Origin of the sequence: Saccharibacillus sp. CPCC 101409, from assembly GCF_030518235.1 — a bacterium.
Lineage (GTDB): Bacteria > Bacillota > Bacilli > Paenibacillales > Paenibacillaceae > Saccharibacillus.
The window spans coordinates 990,432-1,011,438 of the sequence record NZ_JAULSA010000001.1 but is presented as its reverse complement, the minus strand read 5'-3'; the positions used below and the strand labels follow the sequence as shown (position 1 = coordinate 1,011,438).

18 protein-coding genes are annotated in these 21,007 nt (G+C 59.6%); 2 read left to right on the top strand and 16 right to left on the bottom strand.

Features of this window, described 5'->3' with window-relative positions; all coding sequences use genetic code 11:
• Nucleotides 1-64 precede the first annotated feature (64 nt).
• From QWJ34_RS04260 to QWJ34_RS04230, 7 genes are all read right to left on the bottom strand, one after another.
• Nucleotides 65-685 carry a fumarylacetoacetate hydrolase family protein gene (locus QWJ34_RS04260; protein ID WP_302725796.1) on the bottom strand — a complete coding sequence of 207 codons (621 nt, stop codon included), beginning with the start codon at nucleotides 683-685 and terminating at the stop codon, nucleotides 65-67.
• 109 nt (nucleotides 686-794) lie between these two features.
• Entirely contained in the window at nucleotides 795-1,571 is a 777-nt protein-coding gene (locus tag QWJ34_RS04255; RefSeq protein ID WP_302725795.1) for a glycerophosphodiester phosphodiesterase, read from the bottom strand.
• Between the two features lie 11 nt (nucleotides 1,572-1,582).
• A complete protein-coding gene (locus QWJ34_RS04250; protein ID WP_302725794.1) occupies nucleotides 1,583-3,247 on the bottom strand; it encodes a CapA family protein in 1,665 nt (554 codons plus the stop codon).
• A 924-nt stretch (nucleotides 3,248-4,171) separates the two neighbouring features.
• The gene (gene hemG / locus QWJ34_RS04245) at nucleotides 4,172-5,608 is read right to left on the bottom strand and encodes a protoporphyrinogen oxidase (protein ID WP_302725793.1); all 1,437 of its coding nucleotides are present in this window, start codon (nucleotides 5,606-5,608) and stop codon (nucleotides 4,172-4,174) included.
• A complete protein-coding gene (gene hemH, locus QWJ34_RS04240) occupies nucleotides 5,601-6,554 on the bottom strand; it encodes a ferrochelatase (protein ID WP_302725792.1) in 954 nt (317 codons plus the stop codon). The genes hemG and hemH overlap by 8 nt, the downstream gene beginning before the upstream one ends.
• Nucleotides 6,555-6,716: 162 nt before the next feature.
• Complete coding sequence (hemE, locus tag QWJ34_RS04235; protein ID WP_302725791.1) at nucleotides 6,717-7,787, bottom strand: uroporphyrinogen decarboxylase; 1,071 nt, start codon at nucleotides 7,785-7,787, stop codon at nucleotides 6,717-6,719.
• A gap of 227 nt (nucleotides 7,788-8,014) precedes the next feature.
• On the bottom strand, nucleotides 8,015-8,668 hold the full coding sequence (locus QWJ34_RS04230; RefSeq protein WP_302725790.1) for an O-methyltransferase: 654 nt from the start codon (nucleotides 8,666-8,668) through the stop codon (nucleotides 8,015-8,017).
• Between the two features lie 251 nt (nucleotides 8,669-8,919).
• Between QWJ34_RS04230 and QWJ34_RS04225 the strand changes: the two genes are divergently transcribed.
• Nucleotides 8,920-10,074, top strand: coding sequence for a THUMP domain-containing class I SAM-dependent RNA methyltransferase (locus QWJ34_RS04225; RefSeq protein WP_302725789.1), 1,155 nt, complete (start codon nucleotides 8,920-8,922; stop codon nucleotides 10,072-10,074).
• A gap of 13 nt (nucleotides 10,075-10,087) precedes the next feature.
• Nucleotides 10,088-12,112, top strand: a complete 2,025-nt coding sequence (locus QWJ34_RS04220) for an LTA synthase family protein (RefSeq protein WP_302725788.1) — start codon at nucleotides 10,088-10,090, stop codon at nucleotides 12,110-12,112.
• Between the two features lie 133 nt (nucleotides 12,113-12,245).
• Here the strand turns inward: QWJ34_RS04220 and QWJ34_RS04215 are convergent, their stop codons facing one another.
• The 9 genes from QWJ34_RS04215 to QWJ34_RS04175 all read right to left on the bottom strand — a co-directional run bounded on the left by QWJ34_RS04215 (nucleotide 12,246) and on the right by QWJ34_RS04175 (nucleotide 20,836).
• Entirely contained in the window at nucleotides 12,246-12,473 is a 228-nt protein-coding gene (locus tag QWJ34_RS04215; protein WP_302725787.1) for a YuzB family protein, read from the bottom strand.
• A 27-nt stretch (nucleotides 12,474-12,500) separates the two neighbouring features.
• Complete coding sequence (locus QWJ34_RS04210) at nucleotides 12,501-12,806, bottom strand: iron-sulfur cluster biosynthesis family protein (protein ID WP_302725786.1); 306 nt, start codon at nucleotides 12,804-12,806, stop codon at nucleotides 12,501-12,503.
• Between the two features lie 70 nt (nucleotides 12,807-12,876).
• Nucleotides 12,877-13,683, bottom strand: a complete 807-nt coding sequence (gene racE / locus QWJ34_RS04205) for a glutamate racemase (RefSeq protein ID WP_302725785.1) — start codon at nucleotides 13,681-13,683, stop codon at nucleotides 12,877-12,879.
• A 150-nt stretch (nucleotides 13,684-13,833) separates the two neighbouring features.
• Complete coding sequence (locus QWJ34_RS04200; protein ID WP_302725784.1) at nucleotides 13,834-15,039, bottom strand: DUF4261 domain-containing protein; 1,206 nt, start codon at nucleotides 15,037-15,039, stop codon at nucleotides 13,834-13,836.
• Nucleotides 15,040-15,091: 52 nt separating this feature from the next.
• Nucleotides 15,092-15,514, bottom strand: coding sequence for a DUF86 domain-containing protein (locus tag QWJ34_RS04195; RefSeq protein WP_302725783.1), 423 nt, complete (start codon nucleotides 15,512-15,514; stop codon nucleotides 15,092-15,094).
• A gap of 67 nt (nucleotides 15,515-15,581) precedes the next feature.
• On the bottom strand, nucleotides 15,582-15,869 hold the full coding sequence (locus QWJ34_RS04190) for a Dabb family protein (protein ID WP_302725782.1): 288 nt from the start codon (nucleotides 15,867-15,869) through the stop codon (nucleotides 15,582-15,584).
• A gap of 214 nt (nucleotides 15,870-16,083) precedes the next feature.
• Nucleotides 16,084-18,420, bottom strand: a complete 2,337-nt coding sequence (locus QWJ34_RS04185; protein WP_302725781.1) for an LPXTG cell wall anchor domain-containing protein — start codon at nucleotides 18,418-18,420, stop codon at nucleotides 16,084-16,086.
• Nucleotides 18,421-18,446: 26 nt separating this feature from the next.
• A complete protein-coding gene (locus QWJ34_RS04180; RefSeq protein WP_302725780.1) occupies nucleotides 18,447-19,889 on the bottom strand; it encodes a hypothetical protein in 1,443 nt (480 codons plus the stop codon).
• A 305-nt stretch (nucleotides 19,890-20,194) separates the two neighbouring features.
• Entirely contained in the window at nucleotides 20,195-20,836 is a 642-nt protein-coding gene (locus QWJ34_RS04175) for a 50S ribosomal protein L25 (protein WP_302725779.1), read from the bottom strand.
• Nucleotides 20,837-21,007 lie beyond the last annotated feature (171 nt).

Here is a 21,007-nt window from a genome sequence, read left to right as displayed (position 1 = left end):
CCGAGCGCGTCTTCACACTCGCCGAAGTGCGTTTTTCGCTGCTTTCGGCGTTTGAAGACGCGCTCTACCCGACGGTGCAGCCGCCTCTTTTTTCATCGTTCCAAAACAGCTCCAGCACATCGCCGGATACGGTCGGGCCCACGCCTTCCGGCGTGCCCGTATAGATCAGGTCGCCTTCGTCCAGGCCGTAGCGCTCCCCGATATGGTCGATCAGCGTTTGCAGGTCGAAGATCATACTGCCGATATTGCCGCGCTGCACGGTTTCGCCGTTCTTGGTCATCGAGAACCAGACGTCTTTGAGCGCTTCGATACCGGGAAATTTGCTTTCTTCGGTCAGCGGGGCAGAGTTCTTGAAGCCTTTGGCCGCCGTCCACGGATGGCCTTTGGCTTTGATCTCCGACTGCACGTCGCGCAGCGTAAAGTCGATGCCGAGCGCCACCGAAGCCACGATCTCGTCCACGGTTACGCCCGGCGTATACGCGCGGCCGATGCGCAGCACGAGTTCGGTTTCGTAGTGGATCTCGCCGCTGCTCTTCGGCAGTTCCACCGTTCCGCCGTCCAGCGCGCAGACCGCGTGCGAAGGCTTGAGGAAGATCATCGGTTCTTGCGGAACGTCGTTGCCCAGCTCTTCGGCGTGCTTTTTGTAATTGCGTCCTACACAGTACACGTTCGTTACAGCCATCATCGGTAAACAACCACCTTTATATCAGAGTTGGCCTCGCCTAAGCATACGCGTTGAGTAAGTCTAAATCTTCTTTGTGCGAAAAAGGGATCAAGCACACGAAACGTCTTCGCTAAAAACCGATCCAGCGCCGCCAGCGGGCGCGCTCGCCGATCTCCGGCAGCCTTCTGGCGAGCAGCCAGCGGTCGGGACGGTTCGTGCAGAGCATGAGCTTCGGATGCATGGACGCGAGTTCTCGCATCCGGCGCGTCCCGTCCACCGTCCATACCATGATATCGATCCCGCGTTCGATCGTCGAACGCACGAAGCCCGCGTTCACGCGCGCGTAGCCGATCGACAGCAGCGTGCAGCCGCAGTCGTCCAGCCGCCGCGCCAGATCCGCCGGCAGCGCGTCGATAATCAATCCGCGCCGGATCGAAGGGTCCGCTTCGCGGGCTTCGAGCAGCGCGCCGGGAACAAACGAAGTCAGACAGACGTCGCTTTGCATGCTGTGTTTGCGCACAAGCGAGACGACCGCGCCGGCAAGACCGGCATAGCCCGTTTCGCTCGTTTTGAGCTCGATATTGACGTTCAGCCGTCCTTTTACTTCGGTCAGCACTTCGTCGAGCGTCGGAATGCGTTCGTTTGCGTACAGAAAAGATTTCCAGCGCCCGGCGTCCATCGACCGCAGCTCGTCCAGCGTGCGTTCGCGCACCGGACCCCGGCCGTTCGTCGTACGGTTGAGCACGAAGTCGTGAATAACCACCGGCACGCCGTCGCGCGTAAGCTGGACGTCAATCTCGATCCAGCTCACTTCCTCGATCTTCATCGCCAGCCGGATCGCGGCCAGCGTATTCTCGGGCGCGGCCCCGGAGAAGCCCCGGTGCGCCACGCAGGGATTGTTCAGCATGGTATCTCTCCTCAGTTCGCCGCACTCACCCTGCCGTCGCTGCCGATCTTCACGCCCGGCGACAGGCTTTCGATCCGTTTAAGCAGCTTTTGCGCGTCCGCGGCTTCCATCGGCACCGGCTGTCCCAGCTCGGCCCAGTAAGGCGAGAGCGTCAGCGAGCAGTCGCCGCTCTTGGTGCATTCGGCCTGGAATACGCCGGTTTCCCACGTCTTCGCCGTGGCCGAGCGGGTAAAAATAAAGTTCCCGGTGCCGTAAGCGATCCACTTGCCTTTGTACTGCTCGAATCCTTGCAGCACATGGGCATGGCCGCCGATAATCAAATCCGCTCCCGCGTCGATCATCGTATGCGCAAGCGTCGTCTGGTTGGCGTCGGGCGTATCGACCCGCTCTTTGCCCCAGTGGACGACGGCCACTACGACGTCGGCGTTTTCTTTGGCCGCCTTCACGGCGCGGGCCGCCGCGGCCGGATCGTAAGCGCTGGCCGCGCCGGGATGGTTCGGCCCGGCCGCCCAGCTCGTCTCCGGCAGCACCCGGCTGACGCCGACCACCGCGATGCGGACGCCTTGGCGTTCGACGTAAACGGGCGCGTAAGCCGCGTCCGCGTCTTTGCCCGCGCCAACATGGCCGAGGCCGTTCTTGTCCAGATTGGCGATCGTGTCGAGCAGGGCGTCCGCGCCCTGGTCCAGCGTATGGTTGTTCGCCAGATTGACCACGTCGATCCCCGCGTTCTTGAGCGGGCCGAGCGCGGCCGGCGGCGACTTGAAGACGAACGACTTGTTCGCGCCCGTCGTGTTCAAAGCGGTAACGGGCGTTTCAAGGTTAATAACCGTCAAATCGTCGGTTTTAAACCGTTCCTTCACATAGGCGTACGGATAATCGTAGCCTTTCTGCTCCAGCAGCGACTGGACTTTGCCGGAGAAGATCACGTCTCCGGCAAAGTTCATGCGGACGACGGCGGACGAGTCCGCTGATTTGCCGCCGGCTGCGGGAGCGGCCGAGTTGTCCGCCGCTTTGCCGCTGCTTGCGGGAGCGGACGATTTGAGCGGATCGCCCGCGGCCGCTTCCGACGAACTCGGATTCGCCTCGGCGGAATCCGCGGCTTCGCCGCCTTCGGGCGCGTTCCCGGCCTCTTCTTCGGCCGGGGACTGCCCGTCCGGCTGCGCAGCGCCGGACGGCTCTTGCTCGGCGGCGCTGCCCGCAGCCGCCGGAGCGGCCGCGCCGACAGCGCCGGCGGCGGACTGAGGCGGATTCGCTTCGGCGGAATCCGCGGCTCCGCCGCCTTCGGGCGCGGCCCCGGCCTCGCCTGCGGCCGGGGACTGCCCGTCCGGCTGCGCAGCGCCGGACGGCCCTTCCTCGCCCGCCGAAGCCTCGGCGGCGGGCTGCTCTTCGTCCGCCTGCGCAGCGGCGGACGGCCCTGCCGGGGCGGACGGCGAAGTCTCGTCCGCCGGGGACTGCCCAGAGGCCTGCGCAGCGGCCTCCGTCTCCGCCGCCGCGGTCAGCGCGGCGGCTTCGGCGCGGTTCTCCTGCGCCGTTTGCTCGCGGCGATACAGCATCGCCGCTCCTGCGAGAATCAAGGCCAGCAGCGTCAGATTGATCGTCAGCAGCCTGCTGCGCTTGCGCCGTTTGGCCGTCTTGGCCCGTTCGCTGCGGCTGCCGGAACGCGGGGTATAATTCAAGTTCGGGTTCTCCTTCGGGTAAATTCATGGTCAAACTCTACATATAGAGGAGTGAATCGGTTTGCTCGGCGATTCTATCGTTGAGCAAGAGAAGCTGCTCGACCATTTACTTACTTATTTTTTCGTTCTTTTGATTCTTTTGATTCTTTTGATTCTTTTGGTTCTTTGCGCTTAATGATTGCTTCGCGCTCGACTCTGCCGTTTCCGCCCGTCGGCGAATTCGGCCCGGCTTTCCTGTTTCGAAGCGCGGCGGTTTCCGGGCGCTTCGGGCTTGATTTCGTCAAAACCTTTTCTCATTATAGCAGGTTATCCGGCATTAGTAGAATAGCCGCCCCGATAGGAAGCCGGTATATCCGTCCCCCTCCATACCGCGAATCCTTCCCGGCGCTCAGATTAAGTGCATGCGTACATCTATTTCCGCCAATCCGCCGCTTTTATTGCAAATAGGTGCGCAGGTACAACTAATTTCGCCGTTCCAAGCCAAAATGAACATGATCCAGACAATTAGATGTACTGATGCGCTTATTTATTAAAAAACAGCGATTTCGGCAAAAATAGATGCAGCTCGGCAGTTATTTCCAACTGGCAGACCGCTTTGTCCGTAAACCGTACATACCGTATGCACATATCCCATATCCCATATTTCATATTTCATATCTCATATCTCATATCTCATATCTCATATCTCATATCTCATATCTCATCCAGCCGCCGACATCCCCGCCCCGACACAAACAAAAGCGGGACAAGTACGGCTTCAGCCGTCCCGTCCCGCTTTCAGGCGTTGTCTTTATCATCCGCTGCGCAATCCGCAGGCGCGGATGCTTTTTCGATTCCTTCTGCCCGATTTTGATTCCTTCTGCCGGAGCTTCCGGCCTGACCCGATTCCCCGCTTCGCCCTTACAGCGATGCCGCGCTTCGCTTTTACACCGGCACAGCCGCCGGTACCGCCTGCGCGGCCGCCGCCAGCTCGGCGGAGATTTCCTTCGCCTGGCGGATGCAGTCCGGCAGGCCCACGCCGTCGTAGCCGGCTCCGGCGATGTACACGCCGGGCAGCTTGACGGAAAGTTCCGCGCGCAGGCCGGCGATATGCTGCACATGGCCGACCGGATACTGCGGCATCGAATGATTCAGCCGCGTGACTTCGGTGAACAGCGGCTGCGCGCCGATGCCCATCAAGTCGAGAATGTCTTTGCGCACCAGCTCGACCAGCCCGGCGTCATCTTGCTTGAGCGCTTCCTGCTCGCCGGCGCGGCCGACGTAGCATCTCATCAGCACTTTGTCGTCGGCGCTGGTGTGCAGCCATTTGGCCGACGTCCAGGTGCAGGCCGTAATGGTGCGGCCTTCTTTCCGCGGCACAAGGAAGCCCGAGCCGTCGAAGGCGGTTTTGATATCTTTTTTATCAAAAGCCAGCACCACGTTCGCGACCGACACATAATCGATCTCGTCGAGCGCGGCCGTGTCCACATGCGGCGACAGCAGCTTGGAGGCCGCAAACGTCGGCACGGTCACGATCACCGAATCCGCGCCCAGCATCGTCCCGTCTTCCAGCTCGATCGTATAGCCGCCCTGCGGTTCTTTGACGATCGAAGACGCGCCCGTGCCGGAGCGCAGATCGACCGCGCCGCCCAGCTCGTTCACCAGCGCGTGCACCAGGCTTTGCAGCCCCTGGCGGAACGTCAGGAACGCGCTTTTCTTCGTGCCGGTATGCGTTTCGGCCGGCTTGCGTCCGGTCATCATGCCCCGGATCAGGCTGCCGTATTCGCGTTCGACCGCGCCGAACTGCGGAAATGTGGACTGAAGGCTCAGGTGCCGCGTCTCGCCGGCGTAGATCCCGGCCAGCAGCGGCTCGGTCACGTTCTCCAGCACTTCCGATCCCAGTCTGCGCTCGATAAAGTGTCCCAGCGATTCGTCTTCGCCGCCGCGCTTGGGCGGAAGCACGTAATCCATCAGCGCGCGGATCTTGCCGGCCGGCGAGACCAGTTTGCTGGACAGGAACGGCCGAATCTGCGTCGGGATGCCCAGGACCAGGCCCGCGGGCATTTCGTGCAGCTTGCCTTTGTGCAGCAGATACGTTTTCTTCGCATTCGGGTTGGTCGAGACGAGATCGTGGTCGAGCTCAAGTTCTTTGGCCAGATCCGTCATCGCCGTTTTGCGCGCCAGGAACGAGTCCGGGCCTTTTTCGATCACGAAGCCGTCTTTGTGCAGCGTTTCGATCTTGCCGCCCCAGCTTCCGCTGCGCTCCAGCACGGTCACGACCGGCTCGAAGCCGGCTTCGCGTAAAAATTTTCTTGTGTAGAATGCCGCGCTGAGTCCGGTCAGGCCGCCGCCGATGACGACGACCCTGCGCTGCTCACCCATGCACCAGCGCCCCTTTTTTCCATTCGGTCACGACGCAGTCGGCCAGGGTCTGCATATACAGCGGCTCCGTGTTGAGCGAGTCGATCCGCATCACTCTTACGTCCAGCTCCTCGGCCACCTGCTGCGCTTCGATATCGAGATCGTACAGCACTTCCAGATGGTCCGATACGAAGCCGAGCGGCGAGACGAGCATATAGCGGACGTCCTGCTGCGAAAGTTCCTTCATCGTATCGAGCACGTCCGGTCCCAGCCACGGCTCCGAGGTACGGCCCGCGCTCTGCCAGGTAAACTGCCAGTTGTCGACGCCCGCTTTCTCGGCCACCGCTTCCGACGTTTCGAGCAGCTGGTCGCGGTACGGATCGCCCATCGCCAGAATCCGTTCCGGCAGGCTGTGCGCGCTGAACAGCACTTTGACGCTGCCGCGGTCGGCGCCCGCGTCTTCGAATTCGTCCAGCTTCGCAACCACGCGGTTCGCGAACGCTTCGATCAGCTTCGGATGTAGATGGTAGCTTTCGATAAACGCTATCTTCACGCCGGCTTCGTCCGCCGTCGCCTGCGCCCGTTTAACGTAGCTGCCGATACTCATCGTGGAGTAATGCGGCGCCAGCACGATGCCGATCGCTTCCGTAATACCGTCCGCGGCCATCTGCCGCACGCCGTCTTCGATAAACGGCGCGGCGTGCTTGAGCCCCTGATAGCATACGAATTCCGCGTCTTCCACACCGGACTTGTTCAGTTCTTCCTGCATCTTCTCCACCTGGCGGTCCGTGTTTTCGCGCAGCGGAAAAACGCCGCCCACGATCGCTTCGTAGCGGTCTTTCAGTTCTTTGAGCTGCTCCGGCGAAGGCGCGCTGCCCCGGCGGATATGCGTATAGTAAGCTTCGACGTCGTCCAGGCTTTTGGGCGTTCCGTACGACATCACGAGCACGCCGATCTTCTTCTTCATCTTCGTGTCCCCTCTCCGAAATGGATACTGTTAATGGAACTTTCTTCTATGGGCAATAGGCGCATTCACGAATTCCGCCAAGCGCGGGGGCTTCGGTACCTTGACCGCTTAAGAGGTTAGGTTACGTCCATCGAAAACCTTAAATTGAATGCGGTCAAAGTACTAGCCTCGCGCTTTGACTCCGGCCAGCGCCTGCTCCGAATACTCGTGCACGTACCCCGTCAGCTCGCGCAGCTTCTCCAGCGACGCTTCCGGAAACAGCCCGTGGCCGAGATTGAAAATAAAGCCCGGCTCGGCGGCGCCTTCGTCGATAATCTTCGCCGCGCGCTGATGGATCAGCTCCTGCGGCGCGGTCAGAACGAACGGGTCCAGATTGCCCTGCACCGCGTAGCCCGCTCCCAGACGTCTGCGCCCTTCGGCGATCGAGACTCTCCAGTCCAGCCCGATCACGTCGGCTTTGAGTCCGCGCAGCGTCGGCAGCAGCTCGCCCGAGCTCACGCCCGGGAAGTAGATCTTCGGCACATCGGCAAGCTCCGGCATGGCCGACAGTTCGTCGAAGATCCGCCGGATCGTCGGCAGCACGTAGCGGGAGAAGTCTTCCGGCGACAGCGCGCCGACCCAGCTGTCGAACAGCTGGAACGCTTTTCCTCCGTTTAATACGTGCGCGCGAAGATAAGCGATCACCATATCGCCCAGTTTATCCATCAGCGCGAACCAGATCTTCGGCTCGCTGTACATCATCGTTTTGGTGCGGATATAATTTTTCGACGGCCGGCCTTCGATCAGGTAGCTGGCGATCGTAAACGGAGCCCCGGCAAACGTAATCAGCGGCACGTCCAGCTCGCGGTCCAGGATGCGGATCGTTTCCAGCACATGGCCGAGATCGCCCTCCACGTCGATCGGGCGCAGACGCTCCACATCGGCCGCGCTGCGGATCGGATTGTCGATCACCGGCCCGATGTCTTTGACGATGTCGAAGTCGATGCCGATCGACGCGACCGGATTCATGATGTCCGAGTACAGGATCGCGGCGTCCACGCCCAGTTTGCGCACCGGCATCAGCGTGACTTCGGCGGCCAGCTCGGGCTGACGGCAGATTTCGAGCAGCGAATAATTTTCTTTGATCTTGCGGTATTCGGGATCGTATCTGCCGGCCTGCCTCATATACCATACGGGCAGACGATCCACTTCCCGGCCGTAACAGGCGCGGATAAAACGATCGTTATAAGTCATGTCGGTTGGGTCCTCCAATACCGGATTGTGCAATCCCTCAAAATACAATCACTCTTCATTATGCGCCTTTGAAACGTTTGTCACAAGTCGGCGGGCCGCCTTTTCAGACAGATTTTACCCGCCCGGTTATTCTTTCCGAAATCCCCTGCGCGAATAAAGGCCTTCTTATAATTATCCACCCCAAGCGGAGGTTTGAAAACCGCTGCGGGCAATTTCTCATTCAACGTTCACGCTTTCTTCACCATTGCCACAGCCAGTCCGTCGTAGGCGGGCAGCAGCGTGCCTTCCAGCCGTTCGTCTTCCGCCATCCGCCGGTTGAATTCGCGCACGGCCAGCACCGACGGTCCGTTTTTGTCACGGTTCAGCGTACGTCCTCTCAACAGCAGATTGTCGGCCACGATCACCGCGCCCGGCTCCGCCAGCTCGATCGACAGATCGAGGTAGTTCAGATAATTGCCTTTGTCCGCGTCGATAAAAAAGAAGTCGAACGTCTCGCCCTCTTCCTTGAGCTTCGCCAGTCCTTCGAGCGCCGGCCCGACCAGATACCGCGTCCGTCCGCCGAAGCCGGCTTCCTCCAGATGCCGTCCCGCCAGCTCCGCGTATTCCGGCTGGAGTTCGAGCGAAGTCAGCGAACCTTCCGCGCCCATTCCTCTCGCCATGCACACGCCGCTGTAACCGCCGAGCGCTCCGATCTCCAGGATGCGCCGGGCGCCCGAGAGCGAGACGAGCAGCGTCAGCAGCTTGCCATAACCGGCCGCTACCGATACTTCCGGCATGCCGCTGTCGCGAATCCGTTCCTTGATCCGAAGCAGCAGCTCGTCTTCTGCGGCCAGAGCTTCCATATATTCTTCGGGCGTCTGAGCGCCTTCGCGGTGCGTCATATTGTTCACTCTCCATCTTTCTTTCGGCATTGTAAGTAAGAGGCTGTTCCCCTATACTAGATTGAGCGCGTAAAAGTACCTTTAAATCCACGATTTCACGGTGCGCCGTCCGGGCTCGCGGCCTTTTTCAAGCCTGCGGACGCCCATCTCCCGATTGTAGGGTTTTCGCCGAAATTGCACAAGTCCATCCCGAATATTACGATCCGCCCGCAGAGGGTTTCGAGATCGATCCAAACGGAGTTGAATGAACCATGTCCCAACAAGCCAACCAGCCCGCATTAACCCTGATCGCCACCTGCCCGATGGGCATCGAAGCGGTCGTCGCGCGCGAACTCAAAGACCTCGGCTACGCCGACGCCCGCACCGAGAACGGCCGGGTGACGTTCACCGGAACGCCCGCCGATATTTGCCGCACGAACCTCTGGCTGCGCACGGCCGACCGCGTCCTGATCAAGATGGACGAATTTCCGGCCGTTACGTTCGAAGAGCTGTTCCAGGGCGTCAAAGCGATCGACTGGGCCGATTATATCCCCGAGTACGGCGAATTCCCGGTCAACGGGCGCTCGCACAAATCGCAGCTGTCCAGCGTGCCGGCCTGCCAGTCGATCGTCAAGAAAGCCGTCGTCGAGAAAATGAAAGAATCGTACGGCACCGAATGGTTCGACGAAGACGGTCCGCTGTTCACGCTCGAAGTATCGCTGCTGAACGACATTGCCACGATCACGCTCGATACGACGGGGCCGTCGCTGCACAAGCGCGGTTACCGCAAAACGACCGTCGAAGCCCCGCTCAAGGAAACGATGGCCGCCGCGCTGATCCTGCTCAGCCGCTGGGGTCCGCACCGTCCGTTCTACGATCCGTTCTGCGGCTCCGGCACGCTGCCGATCGAAGCGGCGCTGATCGGCTGGAATATCGCGCCGGGCCTGCGCCGTACGTTTCCGTCCGAGCGCTGGGACCTGATCCCGGAAGAGCTCTGGACGCAGGCGCGCGAGGAAGCGTTCGACGCCGTGCGCGACGACATTCCGCTGAACATCGGCGGCAGCGACATCGAACCGGAAGCGATCGAGATCGCCAGAGCGTCGGCCAAAAGAGCCGGGCTCGGCGGCGAAATCAACTTTACCGTGCAGCCGGTGGCCCGTTTCAAAGCGGAAGGCAAATTCGGCTGCGTCATCACCAATCCGCCTTACGGCGAACGTCTCAGCGAAGAAGTCGAAGTCGAGAAAATGATCCGTCAGCTCGGACGCGCGGCGCTGGACCTGCCGGACTGGTCGTTCTTCGCGATTACGCCGACCGAGAATTTCGAACAGAATTTCGGCAAGCGCGCCGATAAGCGCCGCAAGCTGTTCAACGGACGCATCGAGTGCCAGTATTTGCAGTTCCTGGGCCCGCTGCCGCCGCGTCGTTAAGGAGGTGGAGAACTTGCGTCTCCCGCATAAAACTTCGACCCTCTTCTCCCAGCCCGGCCGTATGCCGGGCTTTGCTGTAGCTTTGATCGCCCATATCGTCTTCATCGCGCTGATGCTGGGCAAGCTGATCTTGTTCCATCACGATCTGCATCTGCTTTATATCCCGATGGACACGACCGACAAACGGATCGCCGCGGGCTGTTTGCTGGCCTTCACGTTCTGGATATTCTGGCTGCCGGTGCGCGGCCGGATTCCGGCGCTGGCGCTGCTCGATATGCTGCTCAGCGCGCTGATCTTCGCCGATCTTGTTTATTTCCGCTACTTCGGCGACTTTATTACCGTTCCGGTGCTGCTTCAAGCCGGACAGGTGGAATCGCTCGGCGGCAGCATCGCCGAACTGCTGCGCTGGAGCGATCTGTGGCTGTTCGCCGATTGGCCGCTGCTGCTGGCGCTCGGCATCTGGAGCCTGTCGCGTATCCGGCACAAACGCAGAGCCCGGGCGGCGGTAATCGGCGGCGGAGCTCAGCTCGGCGGCTATAACGGCCTGGAGCGCGGAAGCCGGACCGTTCGGCTGCTGCGCCGCTTTGCCGCCGGTCTGCTGGCGCTGGCCATCGGCTTTTCGGCCGCTTTTTTCCCGATTCGCGAGGCTTCGCAAACCTGGGCCAAGAATCTGCTGGAGAACAACTGGTGGAACGTTTCCGTGTATAACGTCACCGGCCTGCTCGGCTTCCACGCGCTCGACGTCTATCAATTCGCCCGCACGCAGCTGACCAAGGGAGAACCGCTGCCGGCGGACCGGATGAGCGAGATCGAGAACTGGTTTGCCGACACCCGAGCGGGACGGTCGACTTCCGGCGAGCTGTTCGGCAAATATAAAGGCAGCAACGTGATCGTCGTGCAGGGCGAAGCGTTTATGAACTTTTTTGTCGGCAAAGAAATCGAAGGGACTTCGATCACGCCAAATCTCGACAAGCTGATGGAAGAAAGTCTGTATTTCAGCAATTTTTATCATCAGACCGGGCAGGGACGGACGTCCGACGCCGATCTGGGCACGAATATCTCGCTGCACCCTCTGCCGTCCGGCTCGGTGTTTATCCGCTACGCGGACAATACGTTCGATTCGATGCCGTCTGTGCTCAAGGAACACGGCTACAGCCCGAATGTGTATCACGCTTACGACGGAAGTTTCTGGAACCGGACGCGCATGTACAAGAATATGGGCTACGACCGGTTCTATACGGAAAAAGACTACGAGATCGACGAGCCGCTCGGCTGGTCGGTCGGCGACCGTTCGTTCCTGAAGCAGTCGGTGGGCTTTATGGAAGAAACGAAGAATCCGTTCTACTCGTTCCTGATTACGCTGTCGAGCCACCATCCGTACAATCTGTCGCTGGCGGAAGAAGACAAGCTGGATGTCGGCGAATTCGAAGGTACGACGTTCGGCGATTATTTGCAGGCCGTGCATTACGTCGATTCCGCGCTGGGCGAAATGACGGACCGGCTCAAAGCGGACGGGCTGTGGGACGATACGATCTTCGTGTTCTACGGCGACCACGATTACTCGCTCGACGAGCCGGAAGCGGCGGGCAAGCTGCTCGGACGCACGCTGAGCGAGTTCGATTACGAGCAGATCATGGCCCAGGTGCCGCTGCTGATCCATCTGCCGGACGGCGCGCAAGCCGGCGTCTACGACCAGCCGGGCGGACAGCTCGATATCGAGCCGACGCTGCTGCCGCTGCTCGGCATTCCGGCCGGCGATTACATGCTGATGGGCAACGATCTGCTGGACCGCAGCCAAGACGAAGGCCGCCTGGTCGTGCTGCGCAGCGGCGCGTTCACCGACGGCGAAATCTTCTATTCGCCTTCCGAAGACGGTTTGTTCGAGAACGGGATCTGCTACGATCTCAAGACCGGTCAGCCGGTCGACGTGGAACGCGCCCGCGCCGGCTACGAAGAAGCGTCGCTGCGGCTGTCCATCTCGGACGACGTGATCGAGCGCGACCTGATTCCCGATCTGCATGAAGACGCTTCGAAGTAAGCGCCTCGGCGGACTTCGAACGCGCGGCGCATCCGATTCGGTTTGTCGGGATGCGCCGGACAACACACAGCTAATACTACCGAAACGAAAGCCCCCGATCTCCGCTCAGCGGATTCCGGGGGCTTTTTGCTTTTTACGATTTCTTGATAAACGGCGCGACCTTCTCCAGCACTTCGGCTTCCGTCGGAGCGCTGACGTAGCGCCCGTTGACGAACACGAACGCCCGCTTGCCGCAGGGACCGCAGTACGACTTGCAGCCGACTTTGATCTCGGCGTCCGGCGCCATCTTCTGGAGCTTCGGCACGATCGTTTTCATTCGGATATGGTTGCATTTATCGCAGACGCGAATATCGTTGGCCATGATTGTTCCCTTCTTCTTCGGCCGGCCTTAGTGGTCGCCGTGGTTGCCCTGGGACGGATTCGTGATGACGAAGCCTTCTTCCTGGGCGCTGTACAGATAATCGATCTTGATGCCGTCGAGCATCGGCTCGCTCGCGTCCAGCAGAACGTCGATTTCTTTGTCCGTCGACACGAGTTGGTCGCCGTCCTTCTGTTTGTCGATGTCCATGCCGTAGTGGGCATGGTCGCCGTGCGAATGCGTAACGAACACGCGCAGCTTCATCTCTTTGTTTTCTTCCTTGTTCAGTTCTTCCAGCAGTTTCTTCGCGGCGTTGCGCGTAATCTTGACTTTCATGACAATCTCCTCTCGCTCAGCGGAGTGCTCCGCGGCTTATAATGGTTGGAACGGGCGGCGGGCAGGCGCTTCAGACGTAAGCGACCTGCCAGACCGCCTTCGCTCTGACAATATATTCGGCCAGCCATTTCTGCGCGATCTTCTCGAACATGTCCGATTCCCCGCTGTGCAAAAAGCGGTGCTCGGGCACGCCGTCGCCGGTTTCGAGCTGGCCTTTCTCGTACAAGATGGCGCTGACTTCGCGGGCCGTCTCTTCCGCCGAGCTGATCAGGCTGACGGACGGGCCCATGACCCGCTGGATCGTATCCGCGAGAAACGGATAATGCGTGCAGCCCAGGATCAGGCAGTCGAGCGGCAGCGCGCGCAGCGGCATCAGCTCGCTTTTGACGATCTCGTAAGTGGACCGGCCGCTGAAATGCCCCTGCTCCACCAGCGGAACAAACGGCGGACAGGCGCGGCTGACGACGTTGACGTAAGGCGAGATCTGCTTCAGCGCCTGGGCGTAAGCCCCGCTGTCCACCGTCCCTTTGGTCCCGATCACGCCGATAATCCCGCTCCGCGCTTTGCTGATCGCGGCGCGGGCACCCGGATGAATCACGCCGACCACGGGGATATCCACCTTCGCCGAGATAATGTCCAGCGCGGCGGCCGTCGCCGTGTTGCAGGCGATCACGATCATCTTGGGATTGAACTGCATCAGATAATCGACGATCTGCTCCGTAAACGCACGTACCTCTTCGAGATCGCGGGGTCCGTAAGGCGTCCGGGCCGTATCTCCGAAATAAATGATCTGTTCTCTCGGAAGCTGGCGCATAACCTCTCTGGCCACGGTCAGACCGCCGACTCCCGAATCCATAATGGCAATAGCTTGCTGCACGAATACACGCTTCCTTCATATCGTTTTCCCGCTTCCGCGCCGGATGTCCGAAGACGCGCCGGCACGGAAGCGGGGTTGATTTTAAACACAATCTCTATCATAAACGAAGCGGGAGGCACGCCGCAAGACGATTTTTGCCGCAAGCGGCGGCTACTCGCGCTCGAATCCGTCCGGTTCGCCGGAATCGGACGGACGCGAAGACTCGTCCGAAGTGCCGCGAAGACGTTCTTCCTGCGCCGCTTCGCGTTCGCGCTGGCGGAACTCGCGTTCCGAACGGAATTCCGTGCCGTCTTCGTCGCGCAGCTTGTAGCCGGTCTCCGGTCCGTAGTCCTGTTCTTCCTCCGGCTCGTAGCCGTCGTCCGGCCAGCCCGAACCGTCTTCGCTTTGTTCGGGACGTTCCGCAGCCTCCTGCGGATCGACCGGCTGTTCGGTCTGCGTTCCCGCGTAGAACGGACGACCCGGATTCAGGTCGATCACGATCCGCTCCGGCGCGAGCGCCGAGCGCTGCCGTTCGCAGCGCCATTTCAGCCCCGCTCCGCCGAGCAGCACGCCGTTGTCGATCTCTCCGCCGTTGCCGAACAGATAATAGGCCGCGCCGTAGATGAGCGGAATGACCCGGTCCGGCGTCAAACCCGCTACCCGGCATTGAATATCCGCCATGCCGAGCGCCGTCAGCCCGATCGTGTCGACCAGCACTTCGCCTTCGCGCCCTCCGGCCGACTGCATATCGTACACGCGCACGTTCAGCGCGCCGTACAGCGGCTCGCTGGTATGCGACGACAGGAAACTGCCGGCGTCGATCAGCTGTCCGCTCGGCTGCCAGTACAGCGCGTCGCAGCCCATCGTTTCGATCACGCTTGCCAACACCGCCTGGAACATCTCCAGCCGGCGCTCGAACGGCAGCATAGCCGCATACCAGTCGCACAGCGTAACCGCGTAGCGGTACTCGCCCAGACGCTCGGCTCCGCCTTCCCACTTCCAGCTCTGCTCCAGCACGCCGTTCCAGTTCACGTCCTGCCGCAGCAGTCTCGGGCGGAACAGCCGGGTCTGCGCGGGCACTTCCCCGTCGGTAAAGTTTACCGAATAATCGCCGTGGTAGAACACCGCCGCCAGCTCGAACTCGTCGCTGCCCGTCGTTTCTTTGCGCCGCAGCGCTTCGTTCTCGATCCGCTCCGTTTCCCGGAACGGTCCGGTGTTGATCGCGGTCTTGCGGATTCGCGCATGAATCGCCTGCAGGATGCGCGCCGCGTCCAGCTGCGGCTCTTCCCGAAACAGCAGCTCGACCGCATACACCGGAGCGAACCCCGGTTTAAGCTTTCTGTTTTCCTTTTTTTCTTCTTCCGTTGAATCGACCATATCTCCGCTTCCTCCTCCGTTTCCAACCCTGCGCCTTAAACCCCGGCCGGTTTCAGCCGAGCTCGCGAAGCAGATACCGGTTCACGCCGTCCGCAAACCGTTCCAGCGCCGCCGGCAGCTCCATCGTCATCGGATGCAGCGCGTTCCGGTCCCATTCGTAATAATCCTGTACCAGCGGCCGGCGCAGGCGCACCAGCCGGATCAGTACGTCGTGCAGTCCGTCGTCGATCACCGTTTCTTCGTGGATGATGCCGACGATATCCTCGTAGCTGCCCGCGTCGCGCATAATAAAGCCGTCGATCAGGTAGCTCCCGATATCGGTCACCGCTTCGAGCGCCAGATGCAGCGCGCGTTCCTGCGCCATCCCCTGCAGCAGCGACCCTTCCCATTCGGCCGCCGTCAGACGCAGCGCCTCGATCGTCTGCGGCAGCGACAGCAGCCTTTTCTCGATCTGTTCCCGGTTTACGTAATACAATGGCTGTTCCTCCCGTTTCGTCCGAACGCCCTTACAGGCGGGTACTCTATTCGGCTGCCAGCGCGGCTTACGCCTCGTAATCGACCGCGTAGGAAACTTCTTTGACCCCGTTGATGTATTCGATGATCTCCCGGTGCACCGGGTGAACCTGGTAAGCCTGAAGATCGTCCAGCGTATCGACCGTCGCGGTCAAGGCGATATCGTAAGAACGCTCCGAGCGCAGGATATCCGTACCGACTTCGAGCGATTTGAGCTGTTCGATTTTTCCGTCCATGCTCCGCAGCACATCCGCCGCTTCCGCCACGCTTTCCGCCGAACGATTTTTCAATTTAAAAAAGACGATATGCTTGATCATGTCTTCTCATCTCCCCGAACGAAATAACTGCTCTGCTGCTCCTTGCAAAAAAGCTCACAAAGAAACTATATCATAAGGAGAGCGGTTTCAGCCAAAAATGCGAGTGTCGGATAGCGGTAAACAAGGCGGAACGCAAAAAAAAGACCGCCTGCGGCAGACCGCGAAATAGCGGTCCAACCCGGCAGGCGGGTCTCAAGGGCCTCAAAAGGCCCCCTTAATATTGCGGGCGGCGAACCATGCTCAGCATGGCGCCCGCCACCATCAGCGCGATTCCGAGCAGCAGCTGCATAAAGGGATCCGAAGTTTCACCCGTTTGCGGAAGCTCGGACGCTCCGGTCCAGGCCTGCATCGGAGCGGCGGAAGCCGCAGATCCATTGGAAGCGGCAGAAATGTCGGATGCCGCCGTTTCGATTGCGCCGCTCTGCGCGTCGCCGTTTGCGGCAAACGCATTTCTCACTGCGGCGGGACGTCCGGCGATCGGAGCGACGGCAGACGCCGTTACGCCCGATCTGACTGTTGTGCTCGCCATAACGCCGCGGCTTACCGAAGCATCGGGTACGTTGAACTCGTCGTCGCCGAGCGCCGCCGCGGCCGTCACCGTATTGTCGTCGCCGAGCGCCGCCGCGGCCGTCACCGTATTGTCGTCGGCGCTGCGCGGATTGCCGACGGCGTTCGGCGTGTTCAAAGCAGTATCCACGCGTCCGTCAATCGAAGCAAAAGGCGTATCTTCGTTCGGCACGATAGTCGTACCCGGCACGATCGGAGCGGCGTTGTTTTCGCCGTTCGTCATTTCGCTGCCCGGCGTCGTCATCCCGCCGCCGTTTCCGCTGCCGTTGTCCGGCGTCATGCCATTGCTGCCGTTACCGTTTCCCGGCACCTCAGCCGGATTCTCGCCTTCGGCGACAGGAATCATGCCGCTGCCGCCGTTCCCCGTTCCCGGGGTCATGCCGTTATTTCCGGTTCCCGGCGTCATGCCTTCGCTGCCGTTTCCGTTACCGTTTCCGGGAGTCGTTCCCTGGTTATCTGTGTTCGGTACCGAAGTCGCCGTTTCCGAATGGTTCAGCACCTGTACGCGAACACCGGGTACGACGCCTTCCAGATTCAGGTCCAGCAGGGAGCTCGAACGTTCAACCGTCGATCCGTTGTCCGTCGAAGCGGAGCCGTTTACGGCCGTTTCTGTATTTTCCAGCACGCCGACGTGAATCTGATCGCCCAGTACCTGATCGAGATCTGCGTTCAGCAGCGAATCGTATTCACTGTTCGCTGCACCGTTGCTGCTCGAAGAAGTGTTTTCTTCTTTGCTTTCCAGTACGCCGACGTGAATCTGATCGCCGACTACTTCATCCAGAGTCGCATTCACAACGGCATTGTATTCGCTGTTCGTGGTTTCCGCAGCAGAAGTTTCATCTTCACTGTTCGCTGCACCGTTGTTCGAAGAAGAAGTTTCTTCTTTGCTTTCCAGTACGCCGACATGAATCTGATCGCCTACTACTTCGTCCAGGTTCGCGTTTACAACGGCGTTGTGCTCGCTGTTCGTGGTTTCCGCAGCAGAAGTTTCATCTTCACTGTTCGCTGCACCGTTGTTCGAAGAAGAAGTTTCTTCTTTGTTTTCCAGTACGCCAACATGAATCTGATCGCCGACTACTTCGTCCAGGTTCGCGTTCACAAAGGCGTTGTATTCGCTGTTCGTGGTTTCCGCAGCAGCATTTTCATCTTCACTGTTTGCTGCACCGTTGCTGCTCGAAGAAGTGTTTTCTTCTTTGCTTTCCAGTACGCCAACGTGAATCTGATCGCCGACTACTTCGTCCAGGTTCGCGTTCACAACGGCGTTGTATTCGCTGTTCGTGGTTTCCGCAGCAGTATTTTCATCTTCACTGTTCGCTGCACCGTTGTTCGAAGAAGAATTCTCTTCTTTGCTTTCCAGTACGCCGACATGAATCTGATCGCCTACTACTTCGTCCAGGTTCGCGTTTACAACGGCGTTGTGTTCGCTGTTTCGGGTTTCCGCAGCAGAAGTTTCGTCTTCACTGTTCGCTGCACCGTTGCTGTTCGAAGAAGTGTTTTCTTCTTTGTTTTCCAGTACGCCGACGTGAATCTGATCGCCTACCACTTCGTTCAGAGTCGCGTTCACAACGGCGTTGTGTTCGCTGTTCCGGGTTTCCGCAGCGGCAGTTTCATTTTCACCGTCCGTCGTGCCTTCTACAGAAGAAGTATTTACTTCGCTGCTTTCCAGTACGCCTACATGAACCTGATCGCCCAGCACCTGGTCGAGGTTGGCGTTTACCACCGCGTTATAGTCGCTTCCCGTCGTATCGGCCGAAGAAGAATCCGCGTTGTTTGCATCGTTGGAGTTCGTGTTCCGGCTTTCCAATACGCCGAGGTGGAGGCTGTCGCCGACGACGCCGTCCGCCTGGATATTCAGCAGGGAATAGTTCGCCGAGTCGTTGCTTGAAGTCGTCTGACTTTCTTCCGCCGACACGGCTCCCTGTGCGCATACCAGTACAGCGGCCGCAAAACCTGTTGTCCAAAATGCTTTTACCGTCTTTTTCATTGTTATCGCTCCCTTTTTTTGATTTTTCAAGTCAAAAAGGGAGCTTGCTTCGGTGGTGAAAAAGGCGGTGCGTTAATCCATTGGCTGCCTCCGTTATCGGAGAAGGTCTTCAGCCGATACATCGGCTGCCGACCGGCGGCCGAGAATCCGGTATACAGGTGCGCGATCGGCACCTGCGGAGCCGGAGAACCCGATCCGCCCTGAGTCGGGCCGGATACGGTCCGGCTTTGCGCGGCGTCCGCCAGCAGGGCGGGCACCGGCGGCGGCAGAGTCTGCCGCCCTTCGCGCGGAGCCAGAGGTTCCGGCTCCGACGCCGCTTTGACGCCCGGCGTAACGGCCGGTTTGTCGATCTGCGCCGCCGCGTTTGCGGGTTCCGCATCGACTGCGGCTTCGCGGGCCGTTTCCGGCCGCTCGCTTACCGCTTGTCCCGCGGAGCGCAGCGGCTGTCCCGCTCCGTCGTTGATCGGCTGCGCGGCGGCTTCCGCCGAATCTTGCGACTGCGGCACGGTCTGAATACGAACCGTATTCGCCGCAGCTTCGCTTGGCTTCGGCGCGGCCTTTGTCGAATCCGACGGCTCGGCCGGCGGATTCGATTCGGCCTGCGGCGCCGAAGGCTCCGTCTTTACGGCTTGGCCGCGTACGGCCGGGGCCGCAGCTTCGGGCTGCGCTTGCGAAGGGCTCGGTTCGCCCGGCGCAGGCTGAGAATCGGCTTCGCGCTGCGGCGAACTTTCGTGCCTCTCGCTCGCCTCAGAAGCTTTGACTTCCGGTTTCGGCGCCGCCGGAGGCTTGGGCTGCGAGACCGCCGGCGGTTCGCTTGGACTGACGCCCGGCTTCGGAAGGGCTTCGACGGTTTTATCGACCGTTTTCCGCGTTTCCTTCACGACGTTCTCTACGGTCTTCTTCACTCCGTCGACAACTTTGCCTGTTCCTTCCGCGACCGAAGCGGCATTTGCCGCCGCGTTTCCGGCCGTTTTTTCTACTTCTTTCACCGCTTGCTGCGTTTCTTTGACCAATGTGCCTACAGGATCGGCTGCCTTGCCGTTTACAACGCCGGTTACTTCCGGAATCGCGTTAAGCGGGATGTCAACGCTTTCATTGACGATGCCGCTTGTACCGCTCACGACTCCCTCCACCGTATTTAATACACTTCCTACTGTACCCGCCGCGGGTTCCGTCACCGGCGACAACAGCCCTCCGGCTGCTTGTCCCGCCTGATCGAAAGTTCCCTGAACGGCCTGGTCGGTCTGGTTTAAGGTTCCGTTTACTGTTTGCTCCAGCGCGTTGGTCGCGCCTCCTACCGTTTGATTGACTGAATCGGATACACCGCCCACCGTGTGGTCGACGGCATCGGCCGCTCCTTTAAGCACATTGTCCAGCAGCGCGGGGGAAGATTTGGCTTGCACGTCTTGTTTGTCGAAAGTCAGGACCAGTGCCGACAATATTCCGATTGCGATCGTCCAGCGCTTCAATTATCATTCACCTCCTTTCCGTTATAGCTGGAATAGATTAGACCCAATTGAATAAGCAAAAAACCAGTTATTTCAAATTGGTGTCTACTCCCTTTTTAACGTCACTTTTTGCATCCGAAACGATAAAAGGTAAATAAAGTAAAAAGATCCCGACTATGAAAATTGATCATCAGGCACGAGGCCAAGAACGGCTGCCAAATATTTTTTTCAAAAAAATTTCAAACGCAAAAAGAACCGCTCCTCCGTAGAGAAGCGGTTCGGCAGCAGGCGCGGCAAACGCCGCGGATTCCCGCCATACGATTCGATTATTCTTCTTCCTTCGTTTCTTCGCTGCCGGCTTCTTCTTCGCCGACAAGCTCCGGAGCCACTTCCGCTTCTTCGGCGTCGGTTTCCGGCTCTTCCAGAACCTGAGGCACCACGACCGAAGCCAGAACTTCTTCCTCGGAAGAAAGCAGCGTTACTTTGTCGGAAAGTTTCAGGTCCGCGGCTGTCAGCTTGTCGCCGATCGCCAGACCCGTAACGTCGATCTCCAGCGTGCTCGGCAGATCATTCGGCAGCGCTTCGACTTCCAGCTCGGTCGCCTGGATTTGCAGGATTCCGCCTTCCGCAACGCCTGCGGCTTCTCCCTGATAATCCACGGCGATCATGACCTTGACCGGCGTGTTCTTGTCGATTTGCAGGAAATCGGCATGAACGATTTTTCCGTTAAGACGCTGCACGTCTTTGATCATGACCTGCGACGACGAATCTCCTTTGACATTCAGGGAGAAAATGTCCGCTCCGCCTCTTTGTACGTGGCGCTGAAGTTCTTTGGCATCGACGTGAACGGGCACGCCGTCCGCTTTCTTGCCGTACACGACAGCCGGAACGCGTCCGCTTTCGCGCAGAACTCTAATATCGGAACGTTTAAAACCGGTTCTTTTCTCAGCTTCAAGTGCTTTACTCATGATTACTCGACCTCCTCGGAAATTGGACAAAATCGACTTGGATAGACACTTCTCACCGGCCTGGCCGGGGTCTTCCGTCGTCTTCGTAATAGTCTATTACCCCGCCGCCGCTAACTTGTATCACAAGCTTTTGCGAGAGAGGCGATAATCGTTCGAAATAGGTGCGGCCCG

What these genes read in the sequence shown, in the direction of transcription:
- QWJ34_RS04260 (WP_302725796.1), bottom strand. Translation starts at nt 685, where the DNA reads ATGATGGCTGTAACGAACGTGTACTGTGTAGGACGCAATTACAAAAAG.
- QWJ34_RS04255 (WP_302725795.1), bottom strand. Translation starts at nt 1,571, where the DNA reads ATGCTGAACAATCCCTGCGTGGCGCACCGGGGCTTCTCCGGGGCCGCG.
- hemG (WP_302725793.1), bottom strand. Translation starts at nt 5,608, where the DNA reads ATGGGTGAGCAGCGCAGGGTCGTCGTCATCGGCGGCGGCCTGACCGGA.
- hemH (WP_302725792.1), bottom strand. Translation starts at nt 6,554, where the DNA reads ATGAAGAAGAAGATCGGCGTGCTCGTGATGTCGTACGGAACGCCCAAA.
- hemE (WP_302725791.1), bottom strand. Translation starts at nt 7,787, where the DNA reads ATGACTTATAACGATCGTTTTATCCGCGCCTGTTACGGCCGGGAAGTG.
- QWJ34_RS04230 (WP_302725790.1), bottom strand. Translation starts at nt 8,668, where the DNA reads ATGACGCACCGCGAAGGCGCTCAGACGCCCGAAGAATATATGGAAGCT.
- QWJ34_RS04225 (WP_302725789.1), top strand. Translation starts at nt 8,920, where the DNA reads ATGTCCCAACAAGCCAACCAGCCCGCATTAACCCTGATCGCCACCTGC.
- QWJ34_RS04215 (WP_302725787.1), bottom strand. Translation starts at nt 12,473, where the DNA reads ATGGCCAACGATATTCGCGTCTGCGATAAATGCAACCATATCCGAATG.
- QWJ34_RS04210 (WP_302725786.1), bottom strand. Translation starts at nt 12,806, where the DNA reads ATGAAAGTCAAGATTACGCGCAACGCCGCGAAGAAACTGCTGGAAGAA.
- QWJ34_RS04200 (WP_302725784.1), bottom strand. Translation starts at nt 15,039, where the DNA reads ATGGTCGATTCAACGGAAGAAGAAAAAAAGGAAAACAGAAAGCTTAAA.
- QWJ34_RS04190 (WP_302725782.1), bottom strand. Translation starts at nt 15,869, where the DNA reads ATGATCAAGCATATCGTCTTTTTTAAATTGAAAAATCGTTCGGCGGAA.
- QWJ34_RS04185 (WP_302725781.1), bottom strand. Translation starts at nt 18,420, where the DNA reads ATGAAAAAGACGGTAAAAGCATTTTGGACAACAGGTTTTGCGGCCGCT.
- QWJ34_RS04175 (WP_302725779.1), bottom strand. Translation starts at nt 20,836, where the DNA reads ATGAGTAAAGCACTTGAAGCTGAGAAAAGAACCGGTTTTAAACGTTCC.